This window comes from Arcicella sp. BE140, assembly GCF_031456255.1.
GTDB lineage: Bacteria > Bacteroidota > Bacteroidia > Cytophagales > Spirosomataceae > Arcicella > Arcicella aquatica.
The window spans coordinates 1-23,486 of record NZ_JAVDUE010000018.1 but is presented as its reverse complement, the minus strand read 5'-3'; the positions used below and the strand labels follow the sequence as shown (position 1 = coordinate 23,486).

The 23,486-nt window shown below is 34.7% G+C and carries 19 protein-coding genes and 3 tRNA genes; 12 read left to right on the top strand and 10 right to left on the bottom strand.

The features are described from left to right. Positions 1–53 precede the first annotated feature (53 nt). Positions 54–755 (bottom strand): SDR family oxidoreductase, encoded by a 702-nt coding sequence (locus tag J2Y60_RS20345; protein WP_309916609.1) that lies wholly within the window; start codon positions 753–755, stop codon positions 54–56. Between the two features lie 253 nt (positions 756–1,008). After that, on the bottom strand, positions 1,009–2,517 hold the full coding sequence (locus J2Y60_RS20340) for a succinate CoA transferase (protein WP_309916606.1): 1,509 nt from the start codon (positions 2,515–2,517) through the stop codon (positions 1,009–1,011). A 202-nt stretch (positions 2,518–2,719) separates the two neighbouring features. On the opposite strand from J2Y60_RS20340, the gene J2Y60_RS20335 reads away from it, so the two are divergent. Both J2Y60_RS20335 and J2Y60_RS20330 read left to right on the top strand, forming a co-directional pair. Further along, the gene (locus J2Y60_RS20335) at positions 2,720–3,505 is read left to right on the top strand and encodes a LuxR C-terminal-related transcriptional regulator (RefSeq protein WP_309916603.1); all 786 of its coding nucleotides are present in this window, start codon (positions 2,720–2,722) and stop codon (positions 3,503–3,505) included. A 90-nt stretch (positions 3,506–3,595) separates the two neighbouring features. Then, a complete protein-coding gene (locus tag J2Y60_RS20330) occupies positions 3,596–5,923 on the top strand; it encodes a carboxypeptidase-like regulatory domain-containing protein (RefSeq protein WP_309916600.1) in 2,328 nt (775 codons plus the stop codon). 142 nt (positions 5,924–6,065) lie between these two features. On the opposite strand, the gene J2Y60_RS20325 is transcribed toward J2Y60_RS20330, so the two are convergent. After that, positions 6,066–7,037 carry a glycoside hydrolase family 43 protein gene (locus J2Y60_RS20325; protein WP_309916597.1) on the bottom strand — a complete coding sequence of 324 codons (972 nt, stop codon included), beginning with the start codon at positions 7,035–7,037 and terminating at the stop codon, positions 6,066–6,068. A 573-nt stretch (positions 7,038–7,610) separates the two neighbouring features. On the opposite strand from J2Y60_RS20325, the gene J2Y60_RS20320 reads away from it, so the two are divergent. From J2Y60_RS20320 to J2Y60_RS20300, 5 genes are all read left to right on the top strand, one after another. After that, positions 7,611–8,549 carry a glycosyltransferase gene (locus J2Y60_RS20320; protein WP_309916594.1) on the top strand — a complete coding sequence of 313 codons (939 nt, stop codon included), beginning with the start codon at positions 7,611–7,613 and terminating at the stop codon, positions 8,547–8,549. 103 nt (positions 8,550–8,652) lie between these two features. Beyond that, entirely contained in the window at positions 8,653–9,423 is a 771-nt protein-coding gene (locus J2Y60_RS20315) for an SGNH/GDSL hydrolase family protein (RefSeq protein WP_309916591.1), read from the top strand. 219 nt (positions 9,424–9,642) lie between these two features. After that, positions 9,643–10,308, top strand: coding sequence for a deoxynucleoside kinase (locus J2Y60_RS20310; protein ID WP_309916588.1), 666 nt, complete (start codon positions 9,643–9,645; stop codon positions 10,306–10,308). Positions 10,309–10,461: 153 nt separating this feature from the next. Further along, a complete protein-coding gene (locus J2Y60_RS20305; RefSeq protein ID WP_309916896.1) occupies positions 10,462–10,830 on the top strand; it encodes a BlaI/MecI/CopY family transcriptional regulator in 369 nt (122 codons plus the stop codon). Positions 10,831–10,878: 48 nt separating this feature from the next. Then, on the top strand, positions 10,879–12,669 hold the full coding sequence (locus J2Y60_RS20300) for a M56 family metallopeptidase (protein WP_309916585.1): 1,791 nt from the start codon (positions 10,879–10,881) through the stop codon (positions 12,667–12,669). Between the two features lie 52 nt (positions 12,670–12,721). Here J2Y60_RS20300 and J2Y60_RS20295 read toward each other — a convergent pair. Continuing rightward, positions 12,722–12,805, bottom strand: a tRNA-Leu gene (locus tag J2Y60_RS20295). Positions 12,806–12,945: 140 nt separating this feature from the next. Between J2Y60_RS20295 and J2Y60_RS20290 the strand changes: the two genes are divergently transcribed. Next, positions 12,946–13,347, top strand: a complete 402-nt coding sequence (locus J2Y60_RS20290; RefSeq protein WP_309916582.1) for a DUF3127 domain-containing protein — start codon at positions 12,946–12,948, stop codon at positions 13,345–13,347. Between the two features lie 60 nt (positions 13,348–13,407). Here the strand turns inward: J2Y60_RS20290 and J2Y60_RS20285 are convergent, their stop codons facing one another. The 4 genes from J2Y60_RS20285 to J2Y60_RS20270 all read right to left on the bottom strand — a co-directional run bounded on the left by J2Y60_RS20285 (position 13,408) and on the right by J2Y60_RS20270 (position 17,972). After that, positions 13,408–14,736, bottom strand: a complete 1,329-nt coding sequence (locus J2Y60_RS20285) for an AarF/ABC1/UbiB kinase family protein (RefSeq protein WP_309916580.1) — start codon at positions 14,734–14,736, stop codon at positions 13,408–13,410. 129 nt (positions 14,737–14,865) lie between these two features. After that, positions 14,866–15,498, bottom strand: coding sequence for a TetR family transcriptional regulator C-terminal domain-containing protein (locus J2Y60_RS20280; RefSeq protein WP_309916577.1), 633 nt, complete (start codon positions 15,496–15,498; stop codon positions 14,866–14,868). A 100-nt stretch (positions 15,499–15,598) separates the two neighbouring features. Next, the gene (locus J2Y60_RS20275) at positions 15,599–16,897 is read right to left on the bottom strand and encodes a M43 family zinc metalloprotease (RefSeq protein WP_309916574.1); all 1,299 of its coding nucleotides are present in this window, start codon (positions 16,895–16,897) and stop codon (positions 15,599–15,601) included. Positions 16,898–17,009: 112 nt separating this feature from the next. After that, positions 17,010–17,972 (bottom strand): PhoH family protein, encoded by a 963-nt coding sequence (locus J2Y60_RS20270; protein ID WP_309916571.1) that lies wholly within the window; start codon positions 17,970–17,972, stop codon positions 17,010–17,012. A gap of 255 nt (positions 17,973–18,227) precedes the next feature. Between J2Y60_RS20270 and dnaB the strand changes: the two genes are divergently transcribed. Then, a complete protein-coding gene (gene dnaB / locus J2Y60_RS20265; RefSeq protein WP_309916568.1) occupies positions 18,228–19,838 on the top strand; it encodes a replicative DNA helicase in 1,611 nt (536 codons plus the stop codon). Between the two features lie 53 nt (positions 19,839–19,891). Here dnaB and rlmD read toward each other — a convergent pair whose 3' ends face one another. Then, on the bottom strand, positions 19,892–21,304 hold the full coding sequence (rlmD, locus tag J2Y60_RS20260; protein ID WP_309916565.1) for a 23S rRNA (uracil(1939)-C(5))-methyltransferase RlmD: 1,413 nt from the start codon (positions 21,302–21,304) through the stop codon (positions 19,892–19,894). A 154-nt stretch (positions 21,305–21,458) separates the two neighbouring features. Between rlmD and J2Y60_RS20255 the strand changes: the two genes are divergently transcribed. After that, positions 21,459–22,268, top strand: a complete 810-nt coding sequence (locus J2Y60_RS20255; protein ID WP_309916895.1) for an SDR family oxidoreductase — start codon at positions 21,459–21,461, stop codon at positions 22,266–22,268. Positions 22,269–22,323: 55 nt separating this feature from the next. Here J2Y60_RS20255 and J2Y60_RS20250 read toward each other — a convergent pair whose 3' ends face one another. Continuing rightward, positions 22,324–23,061, bottom strand: a complete 738-nt coding sequence (locus tag J2Y60_RS20250; RefSeq protein ID WP_309916563.1) for a hypothetical protein — start codon at positions 23,059–23,061, stop codon at positions 22,324–22,326. Positions 23,062–23,154: 93 nt separating this feature from the next. Here J2Y60_RS20250 and J2Y60_RS20245 point away from each other — a divergent pair. Both J2Y60_RS20245 and J2Y60_RS20240 read left to right on the top strand, forming a co-directional pair. Continuing rightward, a tRNA-Lys gene (locus J2Y60_RS20245) sits at positions 23,155–23,227 on the top strand. A gap of 69 nt (positions 23,228–23,296) precedes the next feature. Further along, positions 23,297–23,369 (top strand) — tRNA-Lys (locus tag J2Y60_RS20240). Positions 23,370–23,486 lie beyond the last annotated feature (117 nt).

Here is a 23,486-nt window from a genome sequence, read left to right as displayed (position 1 = left end):
TGCTGTCGCATATAATTGTAAGAGAATGTATATTTATCGTATAAAAGGTAATTTTATATCATTTTAATAGCGCTCATTCCGCCATCTACATTTAGTATTTGTCCTGTAATCCAGCTTGCTTCTTCAGAAACTAAAAAAGCACTAATGTTTGCGATGTCTTGTGCATGACCAAATCTGCCAATGGGATGGCGTTTGTTAGAGGCTTCTACCTTTTCCTCGCTTGATAATAAGTTTTTTGCCAAAGGAGTAGCCGTTAGCGACGGAGCTATACAATTTACTCGAATTTTATTACTAGCAAATTCTGCTGCCAACGAACGAGTAAGCCCCTCTATGGCACCTTTAGCACTTGCTACAGAAGCATGGAAACCCATACCAATTTTTACAGCAACGGTACTATATAAAATGATTGAGGCACTACTGCTTTTTTTAAGCTTGGGTAATACCGCTTGAATAACCGAAACGGCACCTAGTACATTTACTTGGAAATCGTTCTTGAAATCATCTTGTGATAAGCGTTGAAAGGGTTTTAAATTTATTGTACCCGGACAATAAATTAAGCCATCTAATACGTCAGGAAGTTCATTAAACACCGTATTGTCTGGATTCAATGCATCCCAAGTAACATGTTTGATACCTGCTATTGAAGGTGTAGTCCGAGAAGCCGAGAAAACTGTAAATCCTTTATTGATTAAAACATGAGCAGTAGCTTCTCCAATTCCTGAGCTTGCTCCAATAATTAATATATTTTTTGACATCAGATTTGATATTTATTGATAAGTAATTATTGGTACAACTTAAGTATAGGAAGAATGTTTTTTTTAATATAAAAAATATAGCAAATATGGTATTTGAGATACAATTTAATAAAATGAATAATCATTCATTTTATTAAATTGTTGATTAGTAGGATGTTAAAAAGTATTTCGCCAGATGCTTAGATTAAGGTAGTGTCAATGATTATCAGTAACCTAATGGGGGATTGCTGATAATCATTGACTGTTGATTGTGCTAAACTAATGCAAATTCATCCACTTTCATGCTTCCTGTTTCTATTAACCTAGCCTGCCATTCAAGTGCTTCGTGGAGTAGGTGAGGAGTATGTCCGCCTTCCTGACAAGCTCTTTGATAATAGTCTAAAAGCAAAGGTCTGTAGTCTGGATGAGAACAGTTGTTAATAATTTTAATCGCTCTTTCGCGAGGAGCTAATCCTCTTAAATCCGCTAACCCATAATCGGTTACAATAATATCTACGTCATGTTCGGTATGGTCTACATGTGAAACCATCGGAACGATGTGTGAAATATTATTTCCATTAGAAGCCGCTTGCGTAACAAAAATGCACAGGTAAGCATTTCTGGCAAAGTCGCCCGAACCACCTATTCCATTCATCATTTTTGTGCCATAAACGTGGGTTGAATTCACGTTTCCATAAATATCACATTCTATGGCAGTATTGATGGCAATAATGCCTAGCCTACGGATTACTTCAGCAGCATTACTGATATTCTGTGGACGCAATAGTATCTTATCCTTGTACTTATCAAAATTCATGAATATCTTTTCATAACATGCTGAAGAAACAGTGATTGACGATGCCGAAGCAAACGTTAGCTTACCAGCATCTATCAAATCGAAAGTACTATCTTGCAATACCTCTGAATACATCGTAAGGTCGTGAAATTCACTATCAACAAAACCTTCAAAGATGGCATTCGCTACTTTGCCTATGCCCGCTTGTAACGGCAAAAGTGAATTAGTGAGCCTACCAGCCTTTATTTCGTCTCTTAGAAAGTCTAACAAATAACTAGCAATGGCGATTGTCTTTTGATCAGGTTCTGCAATAGTAGCAGGGCTATCGGCGATATTAGTGAACACAATACCAATTACTTTCGAAATATCTAGGGGAATACTATTTTGCCCGATTAATGTATTAGCTTGGGTAATTGGGATAATTTTACGATTAGGATATTCCCCAGGATAAAACACATCGTGAATTCCTTCTATGCTTGTTGGAATCGATAGGTTTATTTCAAGGATAACTGCTTTTGCTTTTTCTATAAAAGTGGCAGAGTTGCCAATAGATGTTGTTGGAATAACACTACCATCAGCTTTTATCATGGCCACTTCTATTACGGCTATATTTATTTCAGGTAAATGTTTATTATTAATCAATTCGGCAGTTTCGCCTAGGTGTTGGTCTATAAATAAAACCTCGCCAGTATTAATGTATTTTCTGAGGATGGCATCAGTCTGAAATGGCATTCTTTTGGCAATAATATTGTTTTCAGCCAATTGGCCATCTACATCATGCCCTAATGAAGCGCCAGTAATCAAAGTTATTTTTAATTCATCAGTATGTTTTCTTTCTGCTAATGCTTTTAAGACTGCCTTGCTGTCACCAGCACGGGTAAAACCACTTGAGCCAACGGTCATACCATTTTTAAAAAATTGAGCAGCCTGTTGGGCTGTTATTACTTTATCAAGTAAACTAGTAGGTTGAATTCTTTCTTGAGTCATATCTCTGAGTAGCTTTTTATAAAGCACGAAATTCGGAGGAAACTATTTTTTAGACTATGACTATTAATTTTTTAAATCATGACTATTATTAGTTTATGCTAAAAATGTGTGCCATTTACGGTGAACTAATACCAATAAATTAATAGTTTGATGCATGAAATAAGCCAATTGAAAGATACATTTGCATAATAAATGAACCTATATGACTGAAGAACAACAACACATTACCACTACCTACATAACATTACTAAACCAACAACAATTTGTTGAGGAGGAACTAGATTATGCTATTCTCGAAAAACATAAACCTCTGTTGCATACTTTGGCTAGTTTGGGGAATAGTGGTGTAAGTGTCTTTGACTCTTTTAGAAAAGAACACGTATTTTATTCTCCTAATTTTAGTAGTCTGCTGGGCTATGATTTAGCACAGATTGAAGTAAAAGACCATATCTTTCTGGATACCAAAATTCATCCTAAAGATTTAATGGAACTTACCAGAAATGGAATATCACTCTTGAAGCTATTTTTTGCCTTTTCAAGAGAACAGAAAACCGATTATAAGTTGATTAATGAGTACAGGATATTAAATGCGGAGGATAAATACATTAGGGTAGTAGAACAACATCAGATATTGGAATTAGATGCTTATGGCAATATGTGGTTGTCGCTGAGTATCATAGATGTTTCCCCTAATCAGGAAATAAATGAGGGCTTAAAAAGCAAATTGTTGAATTTTAGAACAGGAAAAATAATTCCTTTTCTGGACGATGAGCTTAAAAGAGTGGAAGAACCAAGTGTGGCTTTATCGCAACGAGAAATTCAGATTCTTCATTTGGTCAAAGATGGCTTTTTAAGTAAAGAGATTTCAGATAAATTAGCCATCAGTGTACATACTGTAAACACCCACCGACAACGAGTTTTAGAGAAACTAGGTGCTAATAATTCACTTGAAGCGATTGTTTTTGCTTCAAAGCTTGGCTTGATATAATGAGTTGAGTACTGAAAAATCAGTATTGTATGAAAATAGGTTATGAAAGACCTTTGTGCTTTCACATTAAACCGATTTATTCATACAATTATGCTAAAAATTAACCTACTATTACTGATTGTTGGAATGTTCTTGTTCCCATCAAAAGCACAACAACCTACCCAGACCCTCAGAGGGATAGTAATCGACAATGCTTCTAATACAGCCCTTCCATTTGCCAATGTTATAATCCTCAATACCAAATTTGGTACACAGACTGATGCCTCTGGAAACTTTACTATTAACAATGTAAGTGTAGGCAGATATAACATTCAAATAAGCATGGTTGGCTATGAGCCTATTTTGATGAAAGAGATTGTATTGTCGTCATCAAAAGAGGTTTTCCTGACTGTCTCCATGAAAGAAAGTACCACCACGTTGGCAGAAGTTACAGTAAAACCACAGGTGAATAAAGAACAGCCTCTCAATAGTACAGCCACACTCAGTGCAAGAATGCTGAGTGTTGAAGCAGCCAAACGATATGCTGGTGGATTTGATGACCCTGCTAGATTGGTTTCATCGTTTGCAGGCGTGACCAGTAATGTAGGAAACAATGCAATCGTGGTGCGAGGAAACAATCCCCAAGCTTTACAATGGAAATTAGAAGGCGTAGAAATTCCTAATCCTAATCACTTTGCAGATTTGAGTAGTTTTGGAGGAGGAGGATTAACAGCTCTTAGTAGCCAACTATTAGCCAATTCAGATTTCTTTTCTGGAGCGTTTCCTGCTGAATATAGTAATGCACTTTCGGGAGTATTCGATATTTTTATGCGGAAAGGCAATAACAACAAAGACGAGCATACTTTTCAAGTGGGACTTACAGGCATTGATGTTTCGTCAGAAGGACCATTTAAGTCGAGGGGTAAATCATCTTATCTTTTTAATTATCGCTATTCAACGATGGCATTATTAGAGCCACTTTTGCCAGATAACGCAGGTGGTGTAAAGTACCAAGACTTTTCGTTTAAGCTTAATTTTCCTACTAAAAAGGCGGGTACATTTTCATTCTGGGGCATTGGTTTGCTAGATAATTCTAGTGCTAAGATAAAAGAGGATAAGGCGGAATGGAAATACGATACTGATAAAGAAAACCAGTCTGTTAAACAGTTTATGGTGGCCAGTGGTATCAGTCATAAAATATTCTTAAACGATACACAGTATTTAAAAACAACCTTTGCGTCAACAATCAATGGTATTGATTTAACAACCGACAGAATCAATGATATATCACAGATTTTGCCTAAAAACAGGATTAATAATCAAAATATCAGCCTTGTTTTTAATTCATATTTAAATACCAAGTTTAGTTCAAAACATACTAACAAAACAGGGCTAGTGGCAACAAGTATGCGTTATGATATTTCATTGCAAAATGCTTCAACGTTTGGTAATTCTTTAGAAAAAGTGATAGCAGAAAAAGGCAAAAGCTTTTTGCTTTCAGCTTATACGAATTCAACCATTAATTTCTCAGAGAAGGTAACGATGAATGTTGGGGCGAATGGGCAGTTATTTACCTTGAATAATCATTATACTATTGAGCCACGCTTGGGTATAAAATATCGCTTTGCTGAAACTCAGGCTTTCAGTGTTGGATTTGGTTTACATAGCCGTTTAGAACGATTGAATTATTACTTTGTAAAAAATGGACAAGAGAATCTCAATAAAAACCTTGACTTTACAAAGGCACATCATTTGGTGTTAGGGTATGACCTGAATTTGTCGGAGTTCCATCATTTAAAAATTGAAGGGTATTATCAAAAACTGTTCAACGTACCTGTTATAAAAGATAGTTCTTTCTCAACTATTAACTTAACCAATGATTGGTTTTTTAAAGAAGCCTTACAAAATACAGGAGAAGGTAAGAACTATGGTGTAGACATTACTTTTGAGAAGTATTTATCAAGCGGTTTTTATTATATGATTACAGGTTCTGTTTTTAGTTCAACGTATAGAGGAGGAGACGGAGTGTGGCGAAATACGAGGTATAATAGAAATTATGCTTTTAATTTTTTAACGGGGAAAGAATGGCAAATGGGCAAAAATCAGCAAAATGTATTTGGGATTAATATCCGATTGAGCTATCAGGGAGGTGACCATTATTCACCATTAGATGAAAAAGCTTCACAAAAAGCTCAAGAAGCAAAATTTGATGAAACGCTGGCTTTTTCGAAGCAATTGCCTTCAGCTTTTACGTCACACCTTACGGCAACGTTCAAGATTAATAAGAAGAAATCTAGTGGGGAAATTGCTTTAAAAATCATTAATGCTACAATGTATAAAGAGTTTATGGGTTTTCAATACAATTATCTTACTAAGGTGGTAGATGAATACCGAGAAGGTCTTTTTATTCCAAACCTAAGCTATCGAGTTGAATTTTAAAGGTATTTACATAGGATACTTCTAACATGCTACTGATATAGCATTCCTAACGGAACTATAATTTACATCTATCAATCAAAAAGAGTGGTCAGAAAACTAATTTCTGACCACTCTTTTTGATTTCAATACTCAATTTATCTCTTTACTTAATCGTTTTCTTCTCAACACCTTCATTAGTAATAATGACAGGCTTGATAAGTCCATTTTTATCAAAAAACATTTTATCAATACAAGTAACACGGGCATTTCCATCAGTCTCTGTCAAAGGTCTTCTATGATAGACAATGTACCAATCGTCTGTTTTAGGATTTTTAATCACAGAGTGGTGCCCCGCACCTCTAGCAATTTTAGGGTCTTGTTGTAAAATTTTACCAATTCGTTTAAAAGGGCCAAAAGGAGAATCGGCAATGGCATAAGCTACACAGTAGTCAGGGCCAGTCCAGCCACCCTCAGACCACATAAAGTAATACTTACCATTCTTTTTAAACATAAAAGGTCCTTCGACATAGTTTTCAGGAGTGATTTCCTTGAAAATACTGCCATCAGAATAGGGGATAAAGCCAGTAAAGTCTTTTTTCAAATGAGCAATATTACAATGCTTCCAGCCACCATAAATCAAATAGTATTCGTTGTTATCTTTAAAAATGAACTGGTCGATAGGTTGTGCACCATTATAAAACTTATCAATTAAAGGTTTTTTGAGGTAGTCTTTAAAAGGCCCCGAAGGCTTGTCGGCAACGGCTATTCCAATACCACCATATTCTTTGTCGCTCTGAATGTCATTCGCCCCAAAAAATAGATAGTATTTTCCTTCTTTTTTAATAATCGAAGGAGCCCAAATGGCTCTTTTAGCCCATTTCACATTAGTAGTATCCAATATCTTTGAATGCTTCGTCCAAGTCACTAAATCTTTGGAAGAAAAGGCATCAAAAAATACTTGTTTTTCGTAAGGGGCTGAATAAGTAGGATAAATCCAATAGGTTTTATCAAATATTATTCCTTCTGGGTCGGCATACCAACCTTTGAAAACAGGATTACCTGCGGTAATGGATTGAGAAAAAATCGTTTGTTGAACAAACGTAAAAAGGATAATCAATAAAATTAGTTTTCGCATAAATAATTGGCTCAATATTTGTTGTAGTTTATTATGATATTTAATTTCTTATTTGAATATTACTTAAATAAGAAATATCTTTTCCTAACTGCTTATTTTCTTGTATTAAACCAAGAATTGACTGAAAAAAGGCTCTGAAAGAAGCCGAAAAATATTTAATTATAATAAAATCTCACCTCGATTCGCTCAAAGAGCTGAATTTTAGAAAAATCTTATACCATTTTACTTTAAAATTTCAATATGTTTAAATCTCTAAGAGATTTAAACATATTGTTATGTGAAATACAATTGAATCCTAAGTTATATTAAATTATTTTATTGGGTGTGCTTGTTAATCCTTACTATTAGCAAGATATTAAATGATTAGCATTTTGGAGAAAGAGTTTTGGAATATAATTCTTAACATACGGTAACTTTACATAAGAATATAAGCTTTTGATAATAGTTATTATTCATCCATATAAAATGTAATCGGGTATTAGTAATATTTCATTCGAATGAACAACATTTGTACATATTGTATAACAATTATTAACCATACTAAATTTATTTTTTAATCCTTATTTTAAAATCATGTCATTAGAGACCCCCCAGAATCCTGTAAGTTGTATCAGTGTAGTAATGTGTACTTATAATGGAATCAATTTTATTGAAGAACAATTAGACTGTATTATTAATCAAACTTACCCGCTTAAGGAAATTCTTATTTTTGATGATGCTTCAACAGATGGGACTTGGGATAAGTTACAAGAATTAAAGGTTAAGTATCCTATTTTATCAATTCAGCAAAATGAAAAGAATGTAGGATTTAATATCAACTTCCAACAGGCTTTAATGGCTGCTAATGGTGATATAATAGCGATTGCTGATCAAGATGATATTTGGGCATTGAATAAAATTCAAAGGTTAATGGAGGCATGGACAGAAGACACGCCAATTATTCATTGTGATTCAATTAGATTTAATGGTGAAGTCCCTAAGAACCCGCAACCGACACCAAACTATCTAAGATTTTCTGGTAATGATCCACGCAAGTTGTTTTTCTATAATACTGTTAGCGGTCATGCGATGCTAGTGAAGAAAAGCTTTTTAAAAGAAGTAATTCCTTTTCCAAGTGCAGAAGGCTTTTTCTATGATTGGTGGATGACCGTCGTAGCAGCTTGTAATGGTGGGGTTAGTTATTTAAATGAGATATTGGTTTTTCAAAGAGTGCATGGCAAGAATGCTTCAATTGACTTTTCAACAAAGGGGAATCAAAGTTTTATCAAGCACCGCAAAGATGCATTCAACCACATCAGCCAATTCTTGAAATATAATAAAATACCAGCAGAGCAATTGAAGTTTACAAGCAGACTGAACAAATTGTTTCAAAAGAAATCTGATAATATTATTTATAAGCTGTTTTTCATGATGCTTATTTGGAAAAATAGGAATTTGCTTTTTAGCTGTATGGTTAGAAAACCTTCATTATTGCCCTACACAAAATACTCAATTCAGTGGGCTATCAAATAGTCAGTGGTTCTATTGAAGAAAAAATAAAAATAAGTAGTATTTTGTTGGTTAAGCGTCTTTTGATAATGAGAAAAGATTTTTAGCTAACAAATCGCTGTTTAACATGAAAAACTTATTTACAAGACGTATATTTCTTCAATCAAGTGTTCTTACTGGCTTGGTATCTATCGTAAAGCCGTCTGAAATAAGGGCTGATAAAATAGAAATACCTACTAAGCTTACCTTTCTTTTTCAAGGAGATTCTATTACCGATGGAAATAGAGGAAGAAATACAGACCCAAACCATATTATGGGGCATGGTTATGCCTACGGTGTAGCAAGTAGGATAGGAGCAGATTTTCCCGAAGCAGGCTTTACTTTTTATAATAGAGGGATCAGTGGAAACAGAATCCCTGATTTGCAGAAAAGATGGAAACAAGACACGCTTGATTTAAAACCTGATGTATTGAGCCTGCTGATTGGTATTAACGATGTAAATGCTGTTTTTGCCAAACCTAATGAATCACCTGATGTGACACAATTTGAGATAGGTTACAGAGATTTGCTAGACCAATGTAAAGAGAGTAATCCAAATATGATTTTTGTATTGGGCATTCCTTTTGTCTATCCTATCAGAGCTAAGAAAGATAATTATGAGGCTTGGCAGAAAGAAACTAACGAAAGAGCGGAGGTAGTGAAAAAACTTGCTAAAGAATATGATGCTGTATTGATTGATTATCCAGCGATGTTCGATAAGGCATTTAAAAAGGCTGAAGGCGAGTACTGGATTTGGGATGGCGTTCATCCAACTGTTTTCGGGCATGAATTGATGGCTCGTGAATGGATTAAAGAAGTGAGTAGCAAAATGAAGTTTTTGAAAAAATATAAATACTAAAAAGTAACTAGACCTTCAGCAAGAGGGTCTTTTTGTTTTTACGATAGTTCAGCCAGTACAAATGTATTTTGATTTTAAACCTAAAAAGACCGAAATTTGTATGCTGGCAGTCAATTAAAATTTTCTGCAATTTGTTTTAAAAGAAAGAGTTTGCCGACCAATTGGCTGGTTTACAGCATATTTCCACTTTTTAATTCATCAATTTTAATAAAATATACAATGCACATTGCCGTAACTGGAAACATCGGAGCTGGGAAAACATCGCTAGCTAAAAAATTAGCAGATCATTTTGGATGGGAAGTATTATTTGAAGCTGTGGAGGGAAATCCATATTTAGCTGATTTTTATGAAGACATGTCTCGTTGGGCATTTCATTTGCAATTGTATTTTTTGAAAAGCAGGTACGAACAAGTATTACAAATTCAGCAGTCTAACAAACGAATCATTCAAGATAGAACGATTTATGAGGATGCTTATATTTTTGCACAGAATCTTTATCAAGGGGGTATTATGTCTGAAAATGACTATTTGACTTATAAAGGCATCTTTGATTTAATGATGACTTCTGTAAAAGCACCCGACCTTACGATTTATTTGAAAGCAGATATGCCTAAGTTGGTTTCTCAAATTAAAAAAAGAGGAAGAGATTTTGAAGCTAATATTTCAGTAGAATACTTACAAGATTTGAATAATCATTATGATGCCTTTACTGAAAACTATACTTATGGAAAATTGTTGATTTTAGATGTGAATAATCTAGACTACCTCAACAATCCAGAAGATTTAGCTTTTGTGATAAATCAAGTTGATAAAGCTTTGTTGTATGAAATCCCGCCACGCCCTAAGCCACTGAGTGTCCCATCATTATTTGATAAATCTGAATAATTTTCAGCCATAATATTGACCGTTTAAGGTGAAATAATAGCCTTATAAATTTATTTACGAAAATATTCGTAGATAAATTTGTTTATACGAATTGTTTCGTAGTATATTTGTTACGAAATAATTCGTAACAAATATTGAATGCAAATGGAACCTATCAAACCTACAGAATCTGAACTACAAATTCTTCAAGTACTTTGGTCGCTGGGTAAAGCTAGTGTAAGACAAGTAAATGATGAATTGTCGAAAGTGAGAGATATCGGCTATACTACCACATTGAAACTTCTTCAAATTATGTTTGAAAAAAAGATAGTATCACGTATAGAAGAAGGCCGTTATCATTTATACGAAGCCGCGATTAGTGAAGAAGCCACACAGCAATTTTTAGTAGACAAATTTGTTGATACTGCTTTTAGAGGTTCGGCGATGAAACTAGTCATGCAAACATTGGGAAATCATCAAGCATCTAAAGAAGAGTTGGATGAAATTAAAAAATTGATTGCACAAATTGAAGACAACTCCTAAACCTTTTGAAATATCAAAATTTAACCCCTTTCTAAATCAATGAAATTAATGTTGAATTTTTTTCCAGAAAATGTAATGACAGCCATAGGCTGGACTTTACTTCACTCAGTGTGGCAATTGATTGTCATTGCTATTGTCTTAAAAGTTGCTTTGTTGATATCAAAGAAGTCGGCTACTAAAAGATATTGGTTGAGTTTTGCGGGATTGTTTAGTCAATTATTAGCTACAGTTGCTACATTTTTGATGGTTTTTGAAGAAAACACAGTTTATTTGAGCACTAAAAGTAATTTGACTTTTGACAAGCTTACGCAAACTAACTTAACTAATACCTCCACGCTTTCTTCAACTCCTAATCTATGGAATGATTTCCAACTGTTGCTTTCAAACAACCTGAATTTATTAGTATCTGCTTGGTTGATTGGTACCGTGTTTCTATCGGTTCGTTTAATGGGAGGGTATATTTATACGGAACAACTGCGTTGGAAACACACAAAGTCTGTACACGGCGACACGTTGGACATCTTCAACGAACTATTGAAGAAAATAAATATTGGTAAAGGAATTAACTTACTAGAGTCATCACTGGCGACTACCCCCATGACGATTGGCTTTTTGCAACCTGTCATATTATTACCCATTGGTTTACTAACGGGCTTATCCAACAAAGAGATTGAAGCCATATTGGCCCATGAGTTAGCGCATATCAAACGACATGATTATTTGATTAATATCGTGCAATCGATTGTAGAAATACTTTTCTTTTTTCACCCAGTTACTTGGTGGATTTCAGCAAAGATTCGCGAAGAAAGAGAAAATTGCTGTGATGATTTAGCCATTGAATTATGCGGTAACAACATTCATTTAGTAAAAGCACTTACAAAAGTCGAAATTTTTCAACAACAAACAAACGTAACATTAGCCATGGGATTTGCAGGAAAAAAACAAACTCTACTAGGTAGAGTACAGAGAATTTTAGGAGTAAAAAAAGTGAAATCAGTAAATTATGCAGGGATTATCGTGATGTCATTATTTGCCCTCACAACATTAGTTTTTGTTAATTTACCAAACAATGCAGAGGCACAAACTGTTCCTGAGCCTCCGAAAGCTCCCAAAAGCCCTAAGGCACCTAAGCCTCCTAAAAAAGGAATTAAGATTGTTAGACATGACTTCAATAATAATTTTAATATTTCTGATGGAAATTTATATTTCAATGGTGAAAGAATTATTCTATCAGGTCAAGATAGTATTAAAGTAGCCCAAGAATTACAGGTGATTGATAAGTTGGAGAAACAAATGGAACCTCATTCTCAAAAGATAGAGGCACTTTCAAAAGAAATTTCCGTGTACAGTCAAAAAATAAATGAGCAAAGTAAACCTATTAATGATTTTTCAGCAAAGGTTTCGACACTTGGAAGTCAGTTAGGTAAACTAGGAGAAAAACAAGGTAAAATTGCTATCAATATGATTAATCTGAAAGAAGGCTCGCAAGCAAAGAAAAATGCTGAGCTTGAAATGAAGCAAATTGAAAAAGAGATGAAAGTATTGGAAGATCAGATTGAAAAGTATGGTGCTGAAATGGGAAAGATAGGAGAAAAGATGAATATTCATAGTGCTCCGATTGATAGTTTAAGTAAACTAATTGAATTTCAAGCAAAACCAATAGAAGCATTAGGAAAAGAAATAGAATTGCATGCAAAAGAGATTCAAAAGTATTTGCCAGCTTCGATAAGAACTAAAATGAACGGTGCCATCAACTTTTCGATGCCAGATGCACCAGAACCACCATCGCCACCGGCACCCCCAGCGGCACCGCCTGCACCACCAGTGAAAAAACAATAATAGACAGAAAAGCAAAAACATCTTTGGAATTTTCCAAAGATGTTTTTTTATGTGACAATGAGGAGACTCGAACTCCTACAGGATAACTCCCACTACCACCTCAAAGTAGCGTGTCTACCAATTCCACCACATTGCCTTTTTTGATGGTGCGAAATTAAAGAAAATTTACTTAATTGCAAAGATTTTCAGTGGCTAGACAAGTTTGTTAGCGGTTGCTTTAATTAAACCATTGAGAATCAAGGATACAATTAAGGAAAAAATAAAAAAAATAACACAATGGCATTAGAATTTGAAGGTAGTTTGATAAAAGTGCTCCCAGAAGTGAGTGGTCAAGGAAAAAATGGTGCTTGGGTTAAACAAGATTTTGTCCTTGAAACAGAAGAGCAATATCCTAAAAAAGCTTGTTTTACTGCATGGGGTGACAAATCTGCGGATTTAAAAACGTTTTCTTTGGGCGATAAGCTGAAAGTAACATTTAGCGTAGAATCACGCGAGTATAATGAAAGATGGTATACCGATTTAAGAGCTTACAGAATTGATTTAGCTAGTGATGCTCCAAGCCAATCAGCGGGGTCATCTCCTGTGGCTTCATCAAGACCATCAGCTCCTTCTAAGCCTGCTGCTCCTGCCGCAGACTTACCTTCATTTAGCGAAGATGATCAGGATTTACCTTTCTAAACAAGAAGAATTTCTAGGCGTTAATAGCACATTCATTGATGATATTAACGCCTAAAAAAATTAGCAAAGGCTCAATGCTTGCGATCTGAGCCATTCTGGGCGAGTTGTAGTCACTTTTGCTTTCAATTCATTCAAGATTGAATACAAACCAAAATATGTACGATTAATGTACAATCCATGCTGTGAACCACGAGCTACTTTAGAGGTTTTTAGCTCCTCAAGGTTTTGCAATTTCTCTGCATATAAATAAATGCTTTCAAAATAATTGTCGTCGGCAAAATCAAATTCTTCTACTGCAAAAGGTTTACCTAGCAAAAAAATCATTTCTTTAAACAAATCCCTGAAGAATACAGCTTCTTTTGGTGAATCGACCTTTGTGATAAAATCTAATTTTTTGAAAATCTCTTCTGTTTTCTCATTATCGTCTAACGTATCAAAATTGATTAGGGCAAAGTAATTATCATAGAACTCATCATTAATTACTTTTATACATCCAAAATCAATTACGCCCATTGTGCCATCTTTTGTCATTAAGAAATTCCCTGGATGTGGGTCAGCGTGTACTTGTCTGAGTGTATGTATCTGAAAATCATAGAAATCCCACAGGGCTTGCCCTATCTGATTCCTAATTTCTTGAGATGGATTTGTTTTCAAAAACTCGTTTAAGTGAAGACCATCCAGCCAATCCATTGTCAAGATTTTCTCACACGATAACTCTGGGTAATATTTTGGAAAGAATAAACCATTTAGATGTGCACAAGCCTCTGATATTTCCACCGAGCGTTTTAATTCTAGGAAGTAATCGGTTTCCTCAATTAGCTTTTCAGCTACTTCGCCCATATACCTATCAACATCATTTTCATTCAAACCAAACATGGCAATGGCAATCGGGCGAATCATTTTTAAGTCACTACCAATACTTTCTGAAACACCCGGATATTGTATTTTAACTGCTAACGATTTGCCATTTTTTGTAGCCTTGTGAACCTGTCCGATAGAGGCTGCATTACTAGCATTTATCTCAAAGGTATCATAAAGCTCAAGGGGTGATTTGCCAAAATATTTCCTAAAAGTTTTCATTACTAAAGGACCAGAAAGGGGTGGCGCCGAGTATTGAGACATCGCAAATTTTTCTCTGTAAGCTCTTGGCAACATTCCTTTGTCCATACTTAACATTTGCGTAACTTTGAGGGCAGAACCCTTCATCTCACTCAAAGACGAGTAGATGTCTGTAGCATTGTCTTGGTGTAATTCATCACGACTTATAGTGGGGTCAATCATTTTTTTGACATTATGCTTTAAATAATTGCCACCAATTTTTACGCCTGTTTTTACAAATTTTGTAGCACGTGCAACTTTAGAAGTTGGTATTGAATTTTGTTCTTTCATTATCATAGAGAAAATCTATATCCATGTTTTGTATGCCAAATAATAAATATGCTAAAATGTTAAGTTATTGACTATCAAATATGTTATGGATGTAATCCTAAATTAAACATTGAGAATATATTTTTCCTATTATCTATTTTGAAACATGAATTTTGCAAAGTCGATGACAGAGTCTAATGCTGATGAAGCCATCAAATCAAATGAGGTATTGACCGACTTTTCAATCATTGCATCTGTTTGTTGAAAGTCTTTTGTCTTATCTTTTACCCAAAAATTAAGTACCATCAAGAACTGTAACCAGAAGGCATCGGGGTATCTTTCATCAATAAATTTCCTTGGTTGAACCTCATTACTTTCCTTTCCTTCAAAGATTAAATCACGGGCAAAATCTTTAAATGCTACTTTTAAGTCAACCATAAAAGCAGGTGTTTTTAATCTGCGTTTATCAATCTGACGCCACGTCTCAGTAGTATAGCTTCTGTGTTGTTTTAGTACTTCAATCCATGTGTAGTAAAATGCTAAAAGCTTTTCACGAACACTATACGTAGCGTAGATTTCTTCAGCTTCAATTTTAGCCTTTGTTTCATTAAAAAAACCTAGCCAAATATCACTTTCCAATAGCTCGAACGAATTATAATATTCATAAAAATCACTCTCTTTCATTTTTAGCTTTTTTGTAAAAGCAAATACAGAAGGAGGTTGATTTCCATTTTCAAGAAAATACTCAATATAGGCTTGCTTGATTTTTTCTGTTTTATCCATGATTTTTATTTTTTGTAATTCATCAACAACGATTTTAACACCAGCTTATTGATTTAACAACATATAGTTGAAGAACTTTGTTCTTATTTTCTGTAATAAATTACCGTGTAATTAAAATCTTTTTTGAAACAGTTTCACCAGAAGCAGTTACATTAACGATGTAGTAGCCCGTAGCAAGTGCTTCTGAATCAAAATAATAATAACCACTTCTTTGTTGTGTCAAGACTTTCTCTTCCACTAAAATACCCCTTAAATCATGCAATTGAATTAATAAATCTTTTTCATCTTTAAAGGTTACTTTTAATTTAATATTACCATTAACAGTAGGATTAATCGGATTGGGCGTTACTGTTACTTGCAATCGTTCCGAGTCCGTGAGGGGTTCAGCATTATCTAATAATAGCTTCCTTTTCTTACTCAAGCTTAGCGCTGCTCTAGTTCTATTCTTTTGATCAACTGTAAATACATTCATACATCTATCAGGCGAATAATCCATATAATTTTCAATCATATTCGTAATACTAATATTATTACAGTTAGACGTCAATTTATCACAGGTTGTATTTAAATTCAAGCTTTCAATTTGAGGTGTATCATTACAATAGTCAGTACCACAATACTCATCACCATTCGGATGTAATAAACCCAGCCAATGGCCAACTTCATGTGTGGTAGTTCTCCCCAAGTTATAAGACTGACTTAATGTTCCACAACAATTCCCAAAGTTTCTATAATCAATAATCACGCCATCAAACAATTCTTGGTCACTAATATTTTGTGTAGTAGCGCCTAAGCCCTCTAATTTGCTATCATAAGGGAAGCTCGCATAGCCTATCACACCATTATTACCACGCGTTACCCAAATATTTAAGTACTTTGTATTATCCCATTGAATAAGGGCGGCAATCTTGTTTTTTTCCTCTACAAAATTAAATCCATTCTGTCTTACATAAGTACGGGTAATGCCAGTAGTGGGATTATCATTCGGGTCTCTGTCAGCTAATTTGAAATTAATTTCCATGTCGGTCCCTACAGGATTGGTATTGTAGCCGTTTGTTCCCAGTTTTTTTCTATAATCTTCATTCAAAATCTGAATCTGCGACATTATCTGTGCGTCAGCAATGTTTATGTTGTTTGCACCTCCGATAACATTGTTTGCGTTGTTGTGAATCACATGGACAACCACGGGAATAGTATAAATTTTATCTTCAATGCGGGCAAGGCTGTTTTTTCGTTGATTTTGTATTACCTGAATTTGGCTTTCAAACAAAGATTTTCGTTGATTCCAATCACTATATTTTTCTTGCATTTTTTTATCATCTAATGCAACACCACATTTATCTTGTGCCAACAGTATAGAAGGCATTAAAATGATTAATATGAATAATAGTTTTTTCATTTTGGGTAATGGTTTTGATTACTGAATATAAAAAACGGCTTTAACCTGCATTTTTTATAAAAAAATACAAATTAAAGCCGTTTTAGTGAGAGTCGTGTAATTTATTGGAATGTTATTTCAGTGCTTCTGATTTTTCGTAAGCCATGATAATGTCACGAACTAAGCGGTGACGAACCACATCTTTACCATCTAATTCTACAAAAGCAATCCCTTTGATGTTATCTAGTATTCTGCTAGCCTCCGCCAAACCCGATTTTACTTTAGTTGGTAAGTCAATTTGAGTTTTATCACCCGTAATAATTACTTTAGATTGAATCCCCATCCTAGTTAAAAACATTTTCATTTGCATGGGTGTGGTATTTTGTGCCTCATCCAACAAGATAAAAGCATTATTGAGTGTTCTCCCACGCATATATGCTAACGGAGCGATTTCAATAACCCTATTTTCGATAAAATATTTCAGCTTTTCAGGCTGAATCATATCGTCTAACGCATCATAAATAGGACGAAGATAGGGGTCTATTTTCTCTTTTAAGTCACCCGGCAAAAAGCCTAGATTCTCCCCAGCCTCCACAGCAGGTCGAGTAATGATTATTTTTTTTACTTCTTTATTTTTTAAAGCTTTTACAGCAATCGCAACAGCAGTATATGTTTTTCCAGTTCCAGCAGGCCCAACGGCGAAAACAATATCATTTTTTGAAGCCGCCTCAACCATTTTTTGCTGGTTAGGGGTTTTTACTTTAATAACTACCCCTTTGGTGCCATATAATAATACATCGTCTTCCTCTTTCAGATGTACATTGGGTTCAGTAGTAGGGTTTTTCTCAAGAGTAAGATAGGATTGAACTTGCTCTTTTGAAATCTTGCCATACTTTTGGTAGTGTTGGATGAGTGAATCCAAGATTTCGTTTATTCTTACTATTTCTGGCAATGAACCTCGGATGGTAATTTCGTTTCCACGAGAAATGATTTTACTTTGAGGAAATGCCGCAGCAACTTGTTTGATATTACTGTTTTCAACACCAAGAAAACCAACCAACTCAAGGTCTTCTAAGGTAATTATTTTTTCTGTCAAATCTGAAATATGTTAAAGTTTGAATAATATTCTACTTAAACTTAATAAAAAAAAGCGTCAATTGTTGCATAAATTTAGATTAAATCTCATTCAATGATTTTAAACTTTGATTATCAATAAATTATGAAATCTATGGTTTTATATTTTTCGGTTTTCTAAGAATTTCTTTGTAAAATTGTGTTGCGTAAAGAAAATCTCCTTTTTGAAATATTTTAAAATTTGTAAAATCTTGATAAAAAGGCTTGAATACTGAGAATGGAACAAACAAATCAAAATAACGGGAATTATAAAAAAAACGGTAATTATGCCGGTGGACGAATCTCTGCTCAAAACAGGTGGTTGGATACTGGATTAGGTAAAATTCCGCCCCAAGCCACAGACTTAGAAGAAGCTGTGTTAGGGGCTTTGATGTTAGAGCGTGATGCATTAACTGATGTAATTGATATATTAAAAGTTGAATCGTTTTATAAAGAAGCCCATCAAAGAATTTATGGTGCTATTACGCAATTATTTGCTAATTCAGAACCTATTGACTTGTTAACGGTTAAAAACCAATTAGTTACAACAGGTGAATTAGAAATAGCAGGAGGTGTACAATATTTAGCTGAATTGACACAAAGAGTAAATTCAGCAGCCAATATAGAGTTTCATGCCAGAATTGTAGTTGAACACTCGCTAAAAAGACAATTGATTACGGTATCATCTGAGATTCAGAAAATGGCTTATGAAGATACTACCGACGTATTCATGTTGTTAGATAAAATTGAGCAAGAACTTTTTAGGATTTCGGAAGCCAATATCAGGAAGAATTATTCTGATATGGGGCAGATTATGCGTTCGGCCTTATTAGAACTTGAATTAAAGAAAAATCAAAAAGAAGGCTTAACAGGCGTACCAACTGGTTTTACAGCCTTGGATAGGGTTACTTCTGGCTTTCAGAAAACAGAATTGATTATTATTGCTGCCCGCCCGGGTATGGGTAAAACAGCCTTGATTCTATCAGCTTGTAGAAATGCTGCCGTTGACCATGGGCAAGCAGTAGCTTTCTTTTCATTAGAGATGTCGTCTGTTCAGTTGGTCAATCGTTTGATTTCAGCAGAAGCAGAACTTGAATCAGATAAATTAAGAAAAGGAAATCTAGCTCCACACGAATGGGCACAATTGCATGCGAAGATTGGTAAATTGACCAATGCACCGATTTTTATTGATGACACGCCTGCATTGTCTATTTTGGAGTTAAGAGCTAAAGCACGTCGTTTGAAAGCTCAGCATGATATTCAGATGATTGTGATTGACTATCTTCAATTAATGTCTGGCGACTCTGGCGGAAAAGGCACAGGTAACCGTGAACAAGAGATTGCGAATATTTCTCGTTCATTAAAACAGCTTGCTAAAGAATTGAACGTACCTGTGATTGCACTATCGCAATTGAGTCGTGCCGTAGAAACGCGAGGGGGAGATAAAAAGCCTCAATTGTCAGATTTACGTGAATCAGGGTCGATTGAACAAGATGCTGATATGGTAATGTTTATTTATCGTCCAGATTATTATGGTATTACACAAGATGAATCAGGCAATTCGGTAGCTGGAATAGGAGAGTTGATTATTGCTAAAAACCGTGCAGGTTCATTAGATACTGTTCAATTAAGATTTATAGGAAAATATACAAAATACTGCGATTTAGATGCTGGTGATTATATGGGTTATGCTGGTGATAGTCTTCAATCTTTCCAACAGATAGATAATCCTGCTGCCGCTTTTGAGAGTGGGGGTAAAATGTTGGGTAGCAAAATCAATAATTTGCCGTCTCAAAATACAGGTTCTCCTTTCGGAACTACTTCTCCGAATCAAGATGTTCCTTTTTAAAAATATTAATGCATAAAAAAAGCTACCAATTTCGATTGGTAGCTTTTTTTATGTTATCTCAAATCTAACCTAACAACATTCTCAACGTGATGGGTCTGTGGAAACATATCTACAGGTTGTACCGCCGTTACTTGATATTTTTCATCCAACAGCGCTAAATCTCTGGCTTGAGTAGCAGGATTACAACTTACATAAACAATTCGTTTAGGTGAAGCCTCTAGGAGTGTCCTTACCACAGGCTCGTCCATTCCTGCACGTGGTGGGTCGGTAATAACGATGTCTGGTCTTCCGTGTTTGTTTACAAACTCACTACTCAATAATTTCCTCATATCACCCGCATAAAACTCTGTGTTGGTCACATTATTAATCTGCGAATTTACTCTAGCATCCTCCACAGCCATTTCAACGTATTCTAATCCTATTACTTTTTTGGCTTGGCGAGCTACGAAATTAGCGATTGTTCCAGTACCCGTATAAAGGTCGTACACAAAATCATTTTCTGTGATATCAGCATATTCACGCGTAATCTTATATAATTCGTACGCTTGTTTTGAATTGGTCTGAAAGAAAGATTTTGGGCCTACTCTAAACTTCAAATCCTCCATTTCCTCAATAATATATGGTAAACCCTTAAAGTTCACAATCTCTAAATCAAAGAAAGTATCATTGCCTTTGGTATTGATAACATAGTTCAAAGAGGTGATTTCAGGGAAAGTCTCCGCAAGGAAATTCATTACTAAATCAATATCCTCTGGCTGGCAATACGCAAATTGAACAACTACCATTAAATCCCCTGAACTAGCAGTTCTTATGATCAGGTTTCTCAAAGCCCCTTTTTCTTGACGAACTTGCTCGTAATAATCTAAATTATGTTTAGCCGTAAAATCTCTCAATGCCAATCGAATAGCATTAGAAGGGTCTGGTTGTAAGTAGCAATGGTCGATGTCTAAAATTTTATCATAACGCTTAGGGATATGAAAGCCTAAAGCATTTCTTGAGAAAGACTCTCCTGAATTAATTTGTTCCTGTGTTAACCAACGGTTTTGCGAGAAGGTATATTCAAGTTTATTACGATAATAGAATGTTTCAGCAGAAGGAAAAATAGGCTTAATTTCAGGTAAATCTACTTTCGCAATTCTTTCTAAGGCATCTACTACTTGTTTGTATTTGAAGTCTAGTTGTGTTTGGTAATCAATGTGTTGCCATTTACAACCGCCACAAGTACCAAAATGAGAACAAATTGTTTGGGTACGGTACTGAGAGTTGGGACGAATGTTATAAGCCACAGCCTCCATGAAACTTTTCTTGGATTTTAATACTCTTAAATCAGCATAATCTCCCGGTGCTACAGGCCCTTCAATAAAAATTACTTTATCTTCAATTCTACTGATACACTTTGCTTCAGAAGCAAAGTTTTCAATTAATACATTTTCAAAAATGATATTTTCTTTATTTTTCTTTTTCATACATTGCAAAAATACGAAGTATTGAAATTATTATTGACAATCAGCAAGGAGTTTTCAGAAACTTAGTTGAATTTTGTAGTATTAAAGACAAGTATTATAAATGTTTATCAATAACATTTATACCATTTTAAGAAACATTGCAACAGATTTTATTATGAAAGGTAAGGTTGTTATTATTACAGGAGCATCATCTGGTATCGGAAAAGCAATGGCATTTGCTTTTGGTCGTGAAGGTGCAAAAATTGTTATTACAGGTAGAAAACAAGATGCACTTTTAGCAACAAGCCAAGAGCTTACAGCACGTGGAATCGAAAATTTACCCATTGTTTCTGATGTAAGTATTGAAAGCGACAATCAAGATGTTGTTGAGAAAACAATTGCTGCTTATGGTAAAATTGATGTTCTAATCAATAATGCAGGCGTATCCATGAGAGCGATGTTTGAAGACTGTGATACTGAGGTAATCAGAAAGGTAATGGATATTAACTTTTTTGGAACAATCTATATTACAAAATATGCTTTGCCATACATCAAAGCAACGAAAGGCTCAATCGTAGGAATTTCCTCCATTGCAGGATATAGAGGTTTACCTGTAAGAGTAGGCTATTCAGCATCTAAATTTGCGTTGAATGGTTTCTTAGAAGGACTTCGCACAGAGCTTTTACACTCAGGCGTACACGTATTAACAGCCTGTCCAGGTTTTACGGCTTCTAATATCAGGGTAGCATCCTTGGGAGCAGACGGAAACTCGAAAGGAGAATCTATGCGTGATGAAGGGAATATGATGAGTGCGGAAGAAGTAGCTGATAGAATTTTATATGCTGTAAAACATCGTAAAAGAGACTTAGTTTTAACATTGCAAGGGAAATTTACAGTATTTATCAACAAATGGTTGCCATCATTTGCTGATAACTTAGTATTCAATACTTTGGCGAAAGAAAAAGACTCACCTTTGAAGAAATAAAGTAAAAAGGCTAATTCTGCACAGAATTAGCCTTTTAAAAACATTAACCGAATGTTCATTCTACTAGCCAAATGTCGCTTTCTTTTAAATAAAGGAATTTATCATTCCAATAAACGCGCTTCCAAATATCATTTCCTCCGATTAAGTTCAAACGATGACCTCTATCTATGATAGAGACCACTGGCGCTACTGCCGAGGGTTCAGCTCTTAACAAAACGCCATCTCTGTTAATAATGCCTTGATGATATTTATCAGGTAGATTTAATAATATACCAATGCCGATGATGTAAATCAGTAAAAATATTTTTTGACCCAAAGGAATATGATTGTTTTTGTATCTCTTGGTAAACAACACAAAGAAAATATAAATACTTAACACAAGCATGGTACCAATCAAGAAACCAGAATACTGTTTATAGAATAGGATAAGGAAATTAAAATCATTCAATTCATATCCTTTTAATTCATGAAGCTGTGCTATTTCATTGAGTTTTGATAAAATCTTCTCGTTGGGGTCTTGTTGATAAGCCTTATTTAGGTAATACAGTGTTTTTAAAAAATCTCCTTTTTTTTCTTTTAAAAAGGCCAATTTTAAAAATAATGCAGTTGAAGGTTTTTCGATTGAAGGCAAAAGTTGTTCATAAATTCGCTCTGACTGAGAGAAATTATCAGCTTTATACAGTGAGTCTGCTTTTTTCAGTGTTGCTACATTGCTTTGAGAATAAGCTAGTTGTAGAAATGCTAAAGAAAAACATAAAAAAAATATGACTTTTTTTAGATAGTATGCTTGCATTGTATTCTTAATAATCGTAGTTTTGCACCGCAATTAAGGGAAACAATATGACAAAAACAAAAGATGTTTAGTTAGTTTCATTAAATAGCAAATGATTCCGTAGCTCAGTTGGTAGAGCAATACACTTTTAATGTATGGGTCCTGGGTTCGAGTCCCAGCGGGATCACAAAGGAAAAAGCCATCGCTTTTGCTAAAGCGATGGCTTTTTTTACCCAAAAAAATAATTTTAATTACCGATTCCGTAGCTCAGTTGGTAGAGCAATACACTTTTAATGTATGGGTCCTGGGTTCGAGTCCCAGCGGGATCACAAAGATTACCAGTGGTAATTTTTCCTTCGTGCCAGAGCGCACATTTTATATATACAAACTTCGGTTTGAAGATTCCGTAGCTCAGTTGGTAGAGCAATACACTTTTAATGTATGGG